Source organism: Gammaproteobacteria bacterium (genome assembly GCA_009845905.1).
In the GTDB taxonomy this organism is placed as follows: domain Bacteria; phylum Pseudomonadota; class Gammaproteobacteria; order Steroidobacterales; family Foliamicaceae; genus Foliamicus.
The window spans coordinates 819103-832434 of record VXYS01000004.1; the positions used below are offsets into that span (position 1 = coordinate 819103).

Below are 13332 nucleotides of genomic sequence, written 5' to 3' on the forward strand. Positions count from 1 at the left end.
ACTCATCCGGGAGCGCAAGATGAGAACCACCCTCACCATCGACGATGAAATCGCCAGCAGGCTGAAGGAAATTGCCTATCGCACCGGCAAGTCCTTCAAGTCGGTCGTCAACGAATCGCTGCGCGCCGGCATTACCGGCAGCGCAGACGTTCCGGCGCCGAAGTCCTATCGCTTGCGGCCGGCTTCACTCGGGGAAGTGGTGGGGCCGTACAACATCGACAAGGCCCTGCGTCTGGCGGATCGGATTGAAGACGAAGAGATTGCCCGCAAACTGCAAATGCGGAAATGATCCTTGTTGACGCCAACCTGCTGATTTATGCCGTGAACAGCGACGCGCATCAGCACAAGGCCGCGCGTGATTGGTTCGAACAGGTCCTCTCCGGGGACGGATCCGTGGGGCTGCCATGGGTTTGCCTGCTGGCGTTCCTGCGGATCACGACCCGTCCCGGCATCCTCGCCAATCCGCTTACCGTGGAAAAGGCCGTGGGGTTTGTCGAGAGTTGGCTTAAGCAACCCTTCGTCGAGCCGGTTACTCCCGGACCCGGCCACTGGCCGATACTGCGACATTTGCTGCATGCGACCGGAACGGCCGGCAACCTGACTTCAGACTTGCACCTTGCCGCGATGGCAATCGAGCGGGGCGCCCCGATCTACTCCGCCGATCACGACTATCAGCGGTTTGCCGGGCTGGATCACGTCAATCCGCTTGGCGAAATCTCCTGATCGCGGGCCCGGCGGAAAAGCGAACAAAACAACACCTGGCCTGGCCGCAGCGCCCGCGCACGGAGACGTCACTTCGGACGGGCCGCCAAGGAGGTCGTTCAGGGTGTTTTCGGGCATTTTTTCAGAATGGCGCCCCCCCCCCCATACCTCCCAGATGGGAGTATGGCGATTTCCCCTGGATTCTGTAGGATGCTCCGGCATCTCCCGCAAGCCAGGCTGCCGTTCAGGAAGACGTGTCGTGAACCCGCCCGATGCCTTCGACCGCATCCTTGCCTTGCTGCACCGGGCCACGCTCGACGAAGCCCGCTGGCCCGCCGCCACGGCCCTGATCGAAGAAGTCTGCGGCTTTGCGGGCAATCTGCTGATTGTCGGGGAACTGGTCGGCGACGACGTGCGCGTGGACTTCTTTCGTTTCCTTCGCCGCGGGGAGGCCCGGCAGGACCTGGGACGCTTGTACTTCGACGTGTATTACCCGCGCGACGAATTGCCGCGGCACGTGAGGGCGCGGCCCGCGGGCCAACTGAACCATATTCCCGAACTGTACACGGAACTCGAGCGGAGCACGTCGGTGGCCTACCGGGAGGGGCTGCTCCGCACCCAGGCGCAGAACGGCCTGATCGCGCGCCTCGACTGGCAGCATGGCCTGCGCGTCGTCTGGAGTCTCGGCGATCCCGTGGGCCGAGGCGGCTGGCAGTCCGACCACGTCCGGCTGATCGAGTCCCTGCTGCCGCACGTTCGCCAGTTCGTCCGCGTCCGCCAGGCGCTGGCCGGCGCCGACGCGCTCAGCGCCGGGCTGGCCGGCCTGCTGGAAATCAGCGATATCGGCGTGCTGCACCTGGACCGGGACGGGCGCGTGCTGGCGGCGAACGGCCCCGCCCTGGAAATCCTGCGCCGCGGCCAGGGGCTGTCCGACCGTGAAGGCGCGCTCCACGCCTCGCTGCCGGCGGATGACGGCCGACTGCAGCGGCTGCTGAAACGCGCGCTGCCCGGCGGTGCGAATGGGGCGCCGGCCGGCGGATCGATACGGATCCAGCGCCCCCGGCTCAGGTCGCGGCTGGAACTTCACGTGCATCCCGTGGACTCCGCGCAGGCGGACTACGGAGGCCGGCGGGCAGCGGCGCTGGTGCTGGTGGTCGATCCCGAGAACCGTCCGCCCATCGATCCGGTCCGGGTGGCGGCGCTGCTCGGCCTGACGCCGTCCGAGGGCCGCGTGGCAGCGCTGCTGGCCGAGGGCCGGCCGGTGCGCGAGATCGCTGAAACTACAGGCCTCAAGGAAAGCTACGTGCGCTGGCTTTTGAAGCAGATTTACAGGAAGCAGGACATTTCCGGGCAGATCGCCCTGGTGCAAAGGGTCCTGTCCGCCCAAGGTCTGCCTCGGCGATGACGGCCGGGCGGGCGACACGCCGCTTCGCCCTACTGCCGCCTTTACATCGTCCCTCTCTATCTCCCAAATGGGATATGACACGCAACCTCTACCAATAAGTGTGCGGGTGGGGTGGGAGTAGCCAGTTCGGGATTTCTGTGGAAACATAGGCGGAGTCCGGCGCGAACGTCGGGCACTAGGGAGAAAAGCGGGAATCGAACATGAGCGACAACTACGACGTGATCATCATCGGCGCGGGTTCGACCGGAATGCCGGCGGGCATTTTCGCGGCCGAGCGCGGCGCCACGGTGCTGCAGATCGAGGCGGACAAGCGGATCGGGGGCACGCTGTACTGGTCGTCCGGCCAGATGAGCGCGGCCGGCACCCGGCTGCAGGAAGCCGCCGGAATCAACGACAGCGCCGAGGAGCACTACGAGGACGCGATGCGCATCTGCAACGGCACGATGGACCCGGCCCTGGGCCGCATCGCGATTGACAACGCGAGCGACACGCTGGACTGGCTCATGGGCCTGGGTTTCGAGCCGCTGCCCGGCCACCCGGTCGCCGGCAGCGCGCATGAGCCCTACCGCACGCGCCGCTATTGCTGGGGCGAGAAACTGGGCGTCAGCGTTCTCGACGCCATGACGCCTCCGTTCCAGCGGTTGATCGCGAACGGCCGCATCGATCTCAGGCTTGAAACGCGATTCACCCGGCTGCTCCAGGACGATTCGGGCGCCGTGAGCGGCGTCGAAGTCGAAACGCCGTCCGGATCCACGGAGCGCCATTACGGAAAGAACGTCGTCCTGGCCTCGGGAGGCTATGCGGCCAACCTCGAGATGTGGGCCGAAATCACGCCGCAGTACACGCTCACCTCGTACTGCAATCCGTACTCGCGCGGCGACGGCATCCGGGCCGCGCAGGAACTGGGCGCCACGGTGTCGGGAGGCGACTCGTTTCTCACGACCGTGGCCGGCTTCCGGCAAGACGCCGACGACCCGCTGTCGGGCGCCCACCTGCGCCTGAACCCGGCCATCCGCAAGCCCTGGGAGTTTTACGTCGATGGCCAGGGCAAACGGTTCGTGCGCGAGGACCATCCCAGTATCGACCACATCGAACGGGCGGTGCTGGCCTTGCCCGACTTCACGCTGTACGTGATATTCGACGAACCGATGCGGCAGAACGCGCCGGTGATCACGATGGAGACCCGCGGGGAGATGGCGGCGCGATTCGGCAAGCACGCGCACTTCCTCAGGGCCGACAGCCTTGCCGATCTGGCCGCGCAGATCGGAGCGGACCCCGAAACGCTGGAGCGCTCCACCGCGCAATTCAACCAGGCGGTGGAGTCGCGCCACGATCCCGCGTTCGGACGCGAGCACATGATCCGCCCGATCGGCACGCCGCCGTTCTACGCAATCAAGGCGGTCGGCTTTACCGTGGTCAGCCCGGCGGGCATCGACGTGGACGCGGACCTAAGGGTCCTGCGCGAAGACGGCTCGGCGATCCCGAACCTGTATGCCGCGGGTGAAGCACTGGGCTTCAGCAGGCTCAGCGGCAATGCGTTTGTGGGGGGCATGTCGCTGACACCCGCGATCACGTTCGGCCGCCTGCTGGGACGGGACATTCTCCGTTGGGAGAACGGCGGGGGCTGACCGCCGGGAAACGACGCCGCATGTCCGGCATCATCGACATCGTCTGCAACCTTTATACGCCCCGAACGGTGGCGGAGGGCCGCACCGGCATGGACGACGCGTTCAGGGACCAGATCCGCATGCCCGGGGACATGCGCGGCGGCGTCGAAATCGACGACTACCTCGCCCGGATGGACCGCGCCGGGATCGAGCGGTCGCTGCTTGTCGCCGTGCGGGCGGGGCAAATCGGCATGCCGGAGTCCTTCGCGGTGCCTTATATGTACGTACGCGAAGTTTGCGAGAAGCATCCGGAGCGCTTCTCGGGACTGGCGGGAATCGACCCCACGCGCGGAATGGCGGGGCTGAAGGAGCTGGAGTACGCGGTGAAGGAACTGGGTTTCGTCGGCGCCCACTGGTACCCGCACTGGTTCTCGATGCCGCCCGACGCGGCCCGCATGTATCCGTATTACGCCAAGTGCTGCGAACTCGATATCCCGATCATGATGCAGGTCGGCCAGAACCTCGTTTACAGCCGCTCGACGCGCCTGCCTTCGGTCGGGCGGCCGATCGCGCTGGACCCGGTGGCGGTCGATTTTCCCGATCTGAAGCTGATCGGCATTCACATCGGCGTACCGTGGACGGAGGAGATGATCGCGATGTGCTGGAAGCATGAGAACGTCTACACCGCGGGCGACGCCTACGCCCCCCGCTACTGGCCGGCGCCTTTCGTCCACTACCTGAACTCCTACGGACGCGACAAGGTCATGTTCGGCACCGACTGGCCGGTCATCGAGCCCGAGCGCGCGGTGGCCGAAGTCAACGAACTGGAACTCAGGCCGGAATCCCGCCGGCGCTTGCTGCGCGACAACGCGCTGCGCGTCTTCGGGCTCCCCTCGCAGTGAACGACACGATCCCCCGCCCGCCGTCGTCGTACCGGCCATTGTCCATCGCCGGCGGAATACGTGCGGCCATGTACCGCGATCCCTCGAAAGTCGCCGTGCGCTGCGGCGAGGCCGAGCGGACCTACGGGGACCTCGTCACGCGCATCGACAGGGTCAGCACCTTCCTTCTGGAGGGCCTGGGTCTTGAACGGGGCGTCAACGGTGCCATACTCGCCGGGAACAGTATCGAGTACCTGGAGATCGTGGCCGGCGCGGCCCAGGCCGGGATCCCGCTGGCCACCGTCAATCCGCGCCTCATCGCCACCGAAGCGGCGGAGATCTGCGAGGATTCCGAGGCCCGCGTGCTGTTCGTCGATCGGGCGCGCGCGGAACAGGCGCACGACGGCGCCTTCGGTTCCTTCGAGCATGTCGTGGCCATGGGCGACGACCTGGAACAACGGCTGGCGGGCGCCCGCGCGCGCTCCGACCATCCGCCGGTCCACGAATGGGAGCCCTTCACCATTCCGTACACCTCCGGAACGACGGGCAAGCCCAAGGGCGTCGTCGTTTCCCACCGGTCGCGAATCCTTTCCTTCTACGGCATGGCGGTGGAGTACGGCTGCTATTCGCCGGACGACCGTTTTCTTGGCTTTACGCCGCTGTGCCACGGCGGGGGCATGGGGTTCAGCCTGGCGGCGATCTACTGCGGCGGCTACCTGGAACTGTGCGAGCGCTTCGATCCAGAGCAAACCTTGCGCCGCTTCGGGGAGGACCCCATAAGCGGCGTGTTCATGGTGCCCACGCACTTCCACGACATCTTTGCCCTGGAGGAGAAGGTTCTGTCGCGCCACGCGCGCCCGTCGCTGAAATCCATCATCTCCAACGCCGCCCCGCTGCCGCAAGTCACCACGGAGCGGGTCGTCGACTACTTCGGGGAAGGCGTTCTGCATGAAACCTACGGGTCCACCGAGGCCGGCATCGTGAGCAACCTGCGCCCGGCCGACCAGCTCCGCAAGCAGCGCTGCGTGGGACTGCCTTTCACCTCCACGCGCATCCGCCTGCTGGAGGGGGACCGCGAGGTCGGTCCCGGCGAGGTGGGCGAACTGTTCTCCCTGAGCCCCTTCCTTTTCAACGGCTACTGGCGAAAGCCGGAGGAGACCGCGCGGGCCTTCCGCGGCGGGTGGGTGTCCGTGGGCGACCTGGCGCGCCGCGATGAAGAGGGTTACCTCTATATAGTGGACCGGAAGAAAGACATGGTGATCAGCGGCGGGATCAACGTCTATCCCAGCGAGATCGAGGAAGTGCTGGCGCGGCATCCGGGCGTGGCCGAAGTGGCGGTCGTGGGCGTGCCGGACGACCGCTGGGGAGAAAGGCTCGAGGCCTTTGCCACTGTTCGCGCCGGCGCCACGCTGCGCCATGCGCAACTGGCGGATTATTGCGAGGGCCGCCTGGCCCGGTTCAAGGTCCCCAAGAGGCTGACGACGCTGCCCGAACTGCCGCGCAACGCGGCCGGCAAGATTCTGAAATCCGAACTGAGAAAGCTCGCGGTCAGCGATTGAGGGCGCCTGGTGCGCCGCGCATGTCGGCGAGCTGCTTCTCGGTGAGCCGGTAGGACACCAGCCAGAACAGGGCCAGCGCCTGCAGGGTCGCGGGAATCCAGGCCTTGCCGTTCACGATGGCGGTAATCGCGCTGTCCGGCTGCTCGACGGCGCCCAGCGTCGTTTCCACGAGGCCCGTGGCGGAGAAATAGAATCCCATCAGCAGCGGCCCCAGCGCAAATCCGGTCTTTTCGACAAAGCCCAGGACCCCGGTGTAGAGCGCTGTGCGGACCTTGCCTGTCCGGATGCGGTCGTATTCGATCGTGTCCGGCAGCATCGAGAATCCGATCGTCAGGCCCCCCGCGCCGAATATGCCGACAAGACAGGACCTTATGACAAACACTAGGTCGCCTTCGGTCGGAGTCGCGAACGCCCACGAGATGAGCATCGCGCCCGAGCCGACGATCGCGACCATATAGACCCAGCGCTTGTCCTTGCCTCGGCTGAAGTGAGCCCAGAGCGGCACCGTGCAAAGGCCGGCGAGGTTGCCCGCCAGCGTGGAAAGCGCCACACCCCCTTCGCCCCGTTCCAGGAAATAAGTCATGTAGAACAACAGTGCGCTGCCGTTGACGCCAACGCCCAGGTACAACGTGGCCTTGAGCGCGGCCAGTGTAAGGAAGGGCCGGTTGTTCGCCAGCGCCCGGAAGTAGTCGGCGATCGAATAGCGGTCCTGCTGCGAGCTGGGCAACTCCCGCGCGCGCCTGGTCAGCAGCACCGTCGTCATCATTGTTGCCGCGATCAGGATGCCCACCAGGATCGCGACGATCCCGTAGGCCCTGCGATCGGCGCCCAGGTAGTTGATCAACGCCGGCATGCCGGCGCCGATGAGGATGCCCGCGAAATTGGAATACCCCACCCGCCACGCCATGATGGACGTGCGCTCGTTGTAGTCGTCGGTCATTTCCGCGGGCATCGCCATGAACGGCACGTAGAACAGCGTGTAGCCGGTGAAATAGCCGATCAGCACGATGAGCTGGTAGATGGCGAGGGCATTCATCGACGCCAGCGCCGGTACGTTGAACGTCAGGATCAGCGCCAGTCCGGACATGAACGCTCCCAGCGCCATCCACGGGCGACGGCGGCCCCAGCGGCTGCGGGTGGTGTCGCTCAAGAACCCGATCATGGGGTCGCTGAACACGTCGTAGATGCGCGTGATGAACAGGATGAGTCCCGCCAGGGCCGGGTCCACTCCCAGATGATTGACGAGGAAGAACAGCACGAAGACGTTGACGATGAACAGCATTCCCAGGCAGCCCATCGAGCCGACGCCCCAGCCCGCCTTCAGCGACAGCGGCAGCTTGCCGACGTAGCCTGGCGGGTGCTGTTGCGGGGATCCGGCCACGGCCCGGGCCTGTCCGCTGTCCGCGGCGGCCATGCTCAGTCCTCGGCGGCCATTTCGCGCAGACGGGGAAACACTTCGCTGCCGAGAAGTTCCAGGTTGCGCAGCGTGTGGCCGTAGTCTTCCACGGCGAAGTGCGACACGCCCAGGTGCCCCACGCCGAACCTCACGCGCAGTTCGTTCAGTTGCCGCGCGACCGTTTCGGGGCTTCCGACAATGATCTGGCGGGTCTCCAGCGCCTTTTCGTAGCCCTGGGTGAAGAAGGCATAGGGCGTTCCGCCCATGTACCGGCGCCTGGCGATGGCCGCCTCGCGGCTCACGTAGCCCGGCGGCGCCATCCAGGCGCCCACGTCGGGATGGATCTTCATGTCCACCATGCTGGTGACCTGCGCCACACGGCCGCCGAACTGCTCCCGGCCCTCCTCCAGCGCCTGCTCGTCGGTGGGCGCCACGTGCACGCGGGTGAAGTAGCCGCGGTGGGCGGGCGTCGGCGTATGGCCGTGCTCTACCGCGATCTCGTCGTAGGCCTTGAACAGCGCATCGGTCGCCTCCAGCCGGGTGGCCAGGGCCACGTAGGGGTAGCCGCGCTCGGCGGCGAATTCAACCGTCTCGCGGCTGGTGGATCCCGGAATCATGACCGGCGGATGCGGCTTCTGCAGCGGCAGCACCCAGGGATTGACGCAACGGTAGTTGTAGTGCTTGCCCTCCCAGACGAACGGTCCGGGCTGGGTCCAGGTCTTCAGGATCAGGTCGTGCGCCTCGGAGAACATGTCCCGGTTGTGCAGCGTGTTGACCGACATGGCCAGCGACTCAACCGCCCCGCCCCGCACGAAGCCGGAAATGAGCCGCCCCTTCGAGAACAGGTCGATCAGCGCCAGCTCCTCGGCCAGGCGGACCGGGTTGCCGTTGATCGGGAGGATGTTGCCGGCGATGAAGATCTTCACGCGTTCGGTGAGCTTGGCCACGACGGCCGCGTACAGGTTGGGTGCGGGAGACATCGCCGCCGGGGCGTTGTGATGCTCGTTGACGACGATGGAGTCGAAGCCCACCTGCTCGGCCACCACGTATTCCTCGTGATAGCGCTCGAACAGGTCGGCGGCGCGCTCTCCGTCGAAGTGGCGATTGGAGAACTTGAGCATCACGGCGCCGAACTCGGCCGCCGCTTCATGCGGATAACCAAGATAGGGATGGTTGACGAAGTAGTGCAGTTGGAACATGGATCAGACCGCCTACAGCCCGGCGCCGAAACCGGTCACGGCGTCTGCGAACTCGACGGGCTTTTCCAGGTGCGCGTAGTGCCCGGCGTCGCCGATCGTGGCCAGTTCGGCCGCGGGCAGCGCGTCCAGGAAGCGCTCTGCAACCACCGGCGGCGTGATGACGTCGTTCGCGCCCCACAGGAGCAGCGCCGGGTTCGTAAAGCGCGCCAGCGCCGGCAGCAGCGACCGGTCGTGCATGTACGGCTTGAAGCCCAGCAGCGCCGCGAGCTCCATCACTTCCAGGTCCTGGGTGACCGCGTCGTCGTCAAGTTCGCCCGACCACAGCTTCTGGAACGCGGCCGAGCGTGCGTCGTTGTAGCCGAATGAGATGTAGCGGCGGTACGGCATCAGGAACAGGTCCGGCGTGTTCATCTCGCCGGTGGCGGTGCCCTGCGAACCGGTCAGCACCAGTCCCGCGAACCGGCCGGGCTCCATCGAAGCCATTTCCGCCGCGATCCAGCCGCCCATCGAGACGCCGCCCAGGATGCAGTTGCGGATCCCGCCGCCGTCGAGCGCCGCAAGCAGGACCTTTGCGATGTCGCGCACGCCGTTCACCCACTCGGGCAGCACCGATGCGCCGATGCCGGGCAGGGTCGGCGCCAGGACCGTGAAGCGCTCCGCCAGGCGCGCGTGGTGCGGCAGCCAGCCGCGCTGCCCTTCTTCACCATGCAGCCAAAGGAGTTGCGGGCCGCTGCCTCCCTTGAGGACTTCGAGCGGCGCAAGGCCCGTCAGCGTGACGGTTGCCCGCCCATCCGAGTTATTCATGAAAAATGCCGGAGTCCCTCCGCCCGGTAATGTAGCCTCACAGCCGGTCCATTGCCAGCTTCCGGCTGCAACTCACGACGCTTCGGCCGCCGATTTCCGGCCGAAAGGCGCGCCTGGACGGGGGTGTAAAATGTTGCGGTTATGACCGATGACACCAACGTAATGCCGGCAGCCCGGCCATTTGAGATCGTGACCCTGGAACAGACCGCTTCTCCGGACGGTTCCGACGCCGACAACTGGTATCGCTACGAACTGACCCAGGGGACCACAACCATTACGGGCTACAAGCAGGGCGAGGCCGACGAGGTGCGCGAAGAGGTCACCAGTCTCGTATCGCGATTGAACGAGCGGCGCGCGGGCAAGACCAGCCGCGTGCATCTCACGCGGATCGGCCGCAAGAGCCAGCAGCGGGCGCAGGCGGCCACCCGCAACAGTTGAAACCGGCGCCGTATGTCCATTGACGTTCTCGTAAGCGAAGTGGGGCCGCGCGACGGCCTGCAGAGCCTCAAGGTGATCATGCCCACCGAGGCCAAGAAGGCCTGGATCAGGGCGGAGGCCGCCGCGGGCGTGCCCGAAATCGAAGTGGGCTCCTTCGTGCCCCCCAAACTGCTGCCGCAGATGTCCGACTGCGAGGAACTCGTGCGTTACGCCGTGACCATCCCCGGTTTGCACGTCACCACCCTGGCGCCGAATCTCAAGGGCGTGGAGCGGGCGGTGTCGGCCGGCGCCCACAAGGTGAGCATCCCGGTTTCGGCCAGCGAGACCCACAGCAAGGCGAACGTACGCAAGAACCACGCCGAAATGCTGGAAGAGGTCCGCCGCATCAACAAGATGCTGGACGAACTGCCCGAGGAGCGCCGCCCGATTTTCGAGGCCGGAATCGCCACCGCATTCGGCTGCACGATGGAAGGGCCTGTGCCCGAGAGCAAGGTGCTGGAACTGGCCCATGCGTTGGTCGAGGCGGGTTGCCGGGAAGTGGGGCTGTCGGATACGACCGGCTACGCGAACCCCGCGCAGATCCGGCGGCTGGTGCGCCGCGTGCGGTCCGAGATCGGCGAGGAGAAGCTCACCGGCGTGCATCTCCACAACACCCGCGGCCTGGGGCTGGCCAACGCGATGGCGGCGCTGGAAGAAGGCATCACAACGCTCGACAGTTCGCTGGGCGGCATCGGCGGCTGCCCGTTCGCCCCCGGCGCCAGCGGCAACATCGTCACCGAGGACCTGGTCTTCATGCTGGAATCGATGGGCCTCAACACCGGCATCGACCTCGACCGCCTCCTGAAGGTGCGCGACGTGGTCAACGAAGCATTGCCCAGCACCGAGATGTACGGCTTCACCCCCGAAGCCGGCCTGCCCCTCGGGTTCCACCCCGGCTGGGGCACCGCCTAGGGCGCATACCTCTCATAGACGCAATTCTTGGCATATACGCTGCAATAGTTATTGCTGATAGCAGCCGCGAACGCTAAACTGGGTCGCGCATAAAAATACGCCGCGCCGTACGCTGCAATCCAAGAGAGCATCAGCTCCGCGTACGGTTGCGGCATTTTTGTTGCTTGATTCAGTCGTGCGGAGATACGCAGTCCTTATTGACGCTGGCTTTCTGAAACGGAAGCTGGGCTCGTCTGACCGTCCACTTGGAGCCGACAGCGTTCAAGGATTCATCGAGGGACTTTCGAAGCTATCCGAACTGAAGGATTTACATCTTCACAGGGTGTATTTCTACGATGCACCTCCACTGAGATCAACTCAAAGGAAACCTCTCTCCGGCGGGAAAATATCACTCGCCGATACGTCACTGGCCGCGAGCAACCAAAAACTGCATAGGGAACTTAAGGCTGTGCCGTTCGTTGCGCTACGTATGGGAGATCTTAAGTTTCGGGGATGGAGGTTGAGGGCACGTGAACTACCCGAAGAGACGCATGCCATGCAGGTTACTGCAGAACACCTGATTCCCAACATCCACCAAAAAGGAGTCGACATGCGTGTCGGCCTGGATATTGCGTCGCTGACACTTAAGAAGCAGGTCGAAGTCATCGTTCTTGTTACGGGGGATAGCGACTTCGTCCCAGCCATGAAATTCGCCCGGCGCGAGGGCGCGCAGTTATTTCTTGTCTGCTTGGGGCATCAGATTACGGGAGAAATGCGTGAACACGCCGATCTGTTGCTGGAGTTTTCCAGCAACTAAAGCTTCCGTTGTGCAAGAAGACCGCGCATAGGGCATTTTCGCTCTCGTTCAGGAAGACAGGTCGTGAATCCGCTCGACGCCCCCCGGCGTTACGGGAGTTCGGTGGAACCCATGAGGTGGCGGTCGATTTCGCGGGCCGCTTCCCGGCCTTCGTTGATGGCGTTTACGATCAGTGACTGGCCCCGGCGGCAGTCGCCGGCTGCGAACACGTTTTCCACGTTGGTCCGGTACTTGCCGTACTCGGCCCGATAGTTGCCGCGCTCGTCGTAGGCCAGGTCCAGCGCGTCGGAGACGGCGTGCTCGGGGCGCAGGAAACCCATCGCCAGAAGCACCAGGTCGGCCGGCCACTCCCGTTCGCTGCCGGGCACGTTTTCGAACTTGCCGTCCTTCAGTTGGACGTCAATAGTGCGAATACCGGACACTCTTCGTCCATATTTCATGGTTCCGTTAGCACCGGACGCGCCCCCAACCGTGTGCGCGGTGAATTCCGTTGACGAAATCAGGTAAACACGTGGGTCCTTCCCGAACAGGGCCGCGGACTCCTGGTGGCCGTATTCGGTGCGGAAAATCACCGGCCAGGTGGGCCAGGGGTTGTTCGGCGCCCGCGTCGCCGGCGGCTGCGGCAACAGCTCGAAGTTGACCAGGCTCCTGCAGCCGTGGCGAAGCGCCGTGCCGATGCAGTCGGTTCCGGTGTCGCCGCCGCCGATCACGATCACGTCCTTGTCCTTCGCGGAAATGTAGTTGCCGTCGGCGAGATTGGAATCGAGCAGGCTGCGGGTGTTCTGCGTCAGAAAATCCATCGCGAAGTGCACGCCTTCGAGGTCGCGCCCGGGAATCGGCAGGTCGCGCGGAACGGTCGCCCCGGTCGCCAGCAGCACCGCGTCGAACTCCTTCGCCAGGTCGCGCACGTCGATGGAGCCGCCGCTGCCGTCGCCGACGTCCGCGTTCACGCGGAACTCCACACCCTCCTCCCGCATCAGGTCCAGGCGCCGCTCGACGATTTCCACCTTGTCGAGCTTCATGTTCGGGATGCCGTAGGTAAGCAGTCCGCCGATACGGTCGGCGCGCTCGTAGATAACGGCGATGTGGCCGGCCCGGTTCAACTGCTGCGCCGCGGCCAGTCCGGCGGGCCCGGAACCGATCACCGCGACGCGCCGTCCGGTTCTGGAAGACGGCGGCTCGGCGACGATCCAGCCCTCCGCGAATCCCCGGTCGGCGATGGCCATCTCGATGTCCTTGATCGTGACCGCGGGGTCGGTGATCCCCAGAACGCAGGCGCCTTCACAGGGTGCCGGGCATACGCGGCCGGTGAATTCGGGAAAATTGTTGGTCTTGTGCAGGCGGTCGAGCGCTTCCCGCCACTGGTCCCGGTAGATCAGGTCGTTCCACTCCGGGATCAGGTTGTGGATCGGGCAGCCGTCGTCCGACTGGCAGAACGGCACTCCGCAATCCATGCAGCGCGCGCCCTGCCGGGCGAGGTGCGCGGTGTCAGGTCCCGTGTAGATCTCGCGGAAATCGCGCAGGCGCTCGTTCGCGTCGCGATACGGCGCGGACGCGCGCGCGTACTCCATGAAACCCGTCGTCTTGCCCATCG

The 13332-nt window shown here is 65.3% G+C and carries 13 protein-coding genes; 9 read left to right on the forward strand and 4 right to left on the reverse strand.

Annotation, left to right across the window (positions count from 1 at the left end):
* Positions 1 to 19 precede the first annotated feature (19 nt).
* The 6 genes from F4036_05170 (at position 20) to F4036_05195 (ending at position 6154) form a co-directional block, all read left to right on the forward strand.
* Positions 20 to 289: a DUF2191 domain-containing protein gene (locus tag F4036_05170; GenBank protein MYK37134.1), complete on the forward strand. Its 270-nt coding sequence runs from the start codon at positions 20 to 22 to the stop codon at positions 287 to 289.
* Positions 286 to 723, forward strand: coding sequence for a type II toxin-antitoxin system VapC family toxin (locus F4036_05175; GenBank protein ID MYK37135.1), 438 nt, complete (start codon positions 286 to 288; stop codon positions 721 to 723). Before F4036_05170 ends, F4036_05175 begins: the two co-directional genes overlap by 4 nt.
* Before the next feature lie 238 nt (positions 724 to 961).
* Positions 962 to 2107 carry a hypothetical protein gene (locus F4036_05180; protein ID MYK37136.1) on the forward strand — a complete coding sequence of 382 codons (1146 nt, stop codon included), beginning with the start codon at positions 962 to 964 and terminating at the stop codon, positions 2105 to 2107.
* Between the two features lie 200 nt (positions 2108 to 2307).
* The gene (locus tag F4036_05185) at positions 2308 to 3735 is read left to right on the forward strand and encodes an FAD-dependent oxidoreductase (GenBank protein MYK37137.1); all 1428 of its coding nucleotides are present in this window, start codon (positions 2308 to 2310) and stop codon (positions 3733 to 3735) included.
* Positions 3736 to 3755: 20 nt separating this feature from the next.
* On the forward strand, positions 3756 to 4616 hold the full coding sequence (locus F4036_05190) for an amidohydrolase (protein ID MYK37138.1): 861 nt from the start codon (positions 3756 to 3758) through the stop codon (positions 4614 to 4616).
* A complete protein-coding gene (locus F4036_05195; protein ID MYK37139.1) occupies positions 4613 to 6154 on the forward strand; it encodes an acyl--CoA ligase in 1542 nt (513 codons plus the stop codon). The genes F4036_05190 and F4036_05195 overlap by 4 nt, the downstream gene beginning before the upstream one ends.
* Here the strand turns inward: F4036_05195 and F4036_05200 are convergent.
* Genes F4036_05200 through F4036_05210 form a run of 3 tightly spaced genes read right to left on the reverse strand, consistent with a single transcriptional unit; the run spans position 6144 to position 9553 of the window.
* Complete coding sequence (locus F4036_05200) at positions 6144 to 7568, reverse strand: MFS transporter (GenBank protein MYK37140.1); 1425 nt, start codon at positions 7566 to 7568, stop codon at positions 6144 to 6146. The two genes, F4036_05195 and F4036_05200, sit on opposite strands and share 11 nt — an antisense overlap.
* 2 nt (positions 7569 to 7570) lie before the next feature.
* Positions 7571 to 8749, reverse strand: a complete 1179-nt coding sequence (locus tag F4036_05205) for an LLM class flavin-dependent oxidoreductase (protein ID MYK37141.1) — start codon at positions 8747 to 8749, stop codon at positions 7571 to 7573.
* A gap of 12 nt (positions 8750 to 8761) precedes the next feature.
* Positions 8762 to 9553: an alpha/beta hydrolase gene (locus F4036_05210; protein ID MYK37142.1), complete on the reverse strand. Its 792-nt coding sequence runs from the start codon at positions 9551 to 9553 to the stop codon at positions 8762 to 8764.
* A gap of 141 nt (positions 9554 to 9694) precedes the next feature.
* Between F4036_05210 and F4036_05215 the strand changes: the two genes are divergently transcribed.
* The 3 genes from F4036_05215 (at position 9695) to F4036_05225 (ending at position 11738) form a co-directional block, all read left to right on the forward strand.
* On the forward strand, positions 9695 to 9991 hold the full coding sequence (locus F4036_05215) for a hypothetical protein (GenBank protein MYK37143.1): 297 nt from the start codon (positions 9695 to 9697) through the stop codon (positions 9989 to 9991).
* Positions 9992 to 10003: 12 nt separating this feature from the next.
* Positions 10004 to 10942 (forward strand): hydroxymethylglutaryl-CoA lyase, encoded by a 939-nt coding sequence (locus F4036_05220; GenBank protein MYK37144.1) that lies wholly within the window; start codon positions 10004 to 10006, stop codon positions 10940 to 10942.
* A gap of 469 nt (positions 10943 to 11411) precedes the next feature.
* Complete coding sequence (locus tag F4036_05225) at positions 11412 to 11738, forward strand: NYN domain-containing protein (GenBank protein ID MYK37145.1); 327 nt, start codon at positions 11412 to 11414, stop codon at positions 11736 to 11738.
* An 89-nt stretch (positions 11739 to 11827) separates the two neighbouring features.
* Here the strand turns inward: F4036_05225 and F4036_05230 are convergent, their stop codons facing one another.
* Positions 11828 to 13330, reverse strand: a complete 1503-nt coding sequence (locus tag F4036_05230; GenBank protein MYK37146.1) for a glutamate synthase subunit beta — start codon at positions 13328 to 13330, stop codon at positions 11828 to 11830.
* Positions 13331 to 13332 lie beyond the last annotated feature (2 nt).

What these genes read in the sequence shown, in the direction of transcription:
- F4036_05190 (MYK37138.1), top strand. Translation starts at nt 3,756, where the DNA reads ATGTCCGGCATCATCGACATCGTCTGCAACCTTTATACGCCCCGAACG.
- F4036_05205 (MYK37141.1), bottom strand. Translation starts at nt 8,749, where the DNA reads ATGTTCCAACTGCACTACTTCGTCAACCATCCCTATCTTGGTTATCCG.
- F4036_05175 (MYK37135.1), top strand. Translation starts at nt 286, where the DNA reads ATGATCCTTGTTGACGCCAACCTGCTGATTTATGCCGTGAACAGCGAC.
- F4036_05225 (MYK37145.1), top strand. Translation starts at nt 11,412, where the DNA reads ATGGGAGATCTTAAGTTTCGGGGATGGAGGTTGAGGGCACGTGAACTA.
- F4036_05230 (MYK37146.1), bottom strand. Translation starts at nt 13,330, where the DNA reads ATGGGCAAGACGACGGGTTTCATGGAGTACGCGCGCGCGTCCGCGCCG.
- F4036_05220 (MYK37144.1), top strand. Translation starts at nt 10,004, where the DNA reads ATGTCCATTGACGTTCTCGTAAGCGAAGTGGGGCCGCGCGACGGCCTG.
- F4036_05170 (MYK37134.1), top strand. Translation starts at nt 20, where the DNA reads ATGAGAACCACCCTCACCATCGACGATGAAATCGCCAGCAGGCTGAAG.
- F4036_05215 (MYK37143.1), top strand. Translation starts at nt 9,695, where the DNA reads ATGACCGATGACACCAACGTAATGCCGGCAGCCCGGCCATTTGAGATC.
- F4036_05210 (MYK37142.1), bottom strand. Translation starts at nt 9,553, where the DNA reads ATGAATAACTCGGATGGGCGGGCAACCGTCACGCTGACGGGCCTTGCG.
- F4036_05185 (MYK37137.1), top strand. Translation starts at nt 2,308, where the DNA reads ATGAGCGACAACTACGACGTGATCATCATCGGCGCGGGTTCGACCGGA.
- F4036_05200 (MYK37140.1), bottom strand. Translation starts at nt 7,568, where the DNA reads ATGGCCGCCGCGGACAGCGGACAGGCCCGGGCCGTGGCCGGATCCCCG.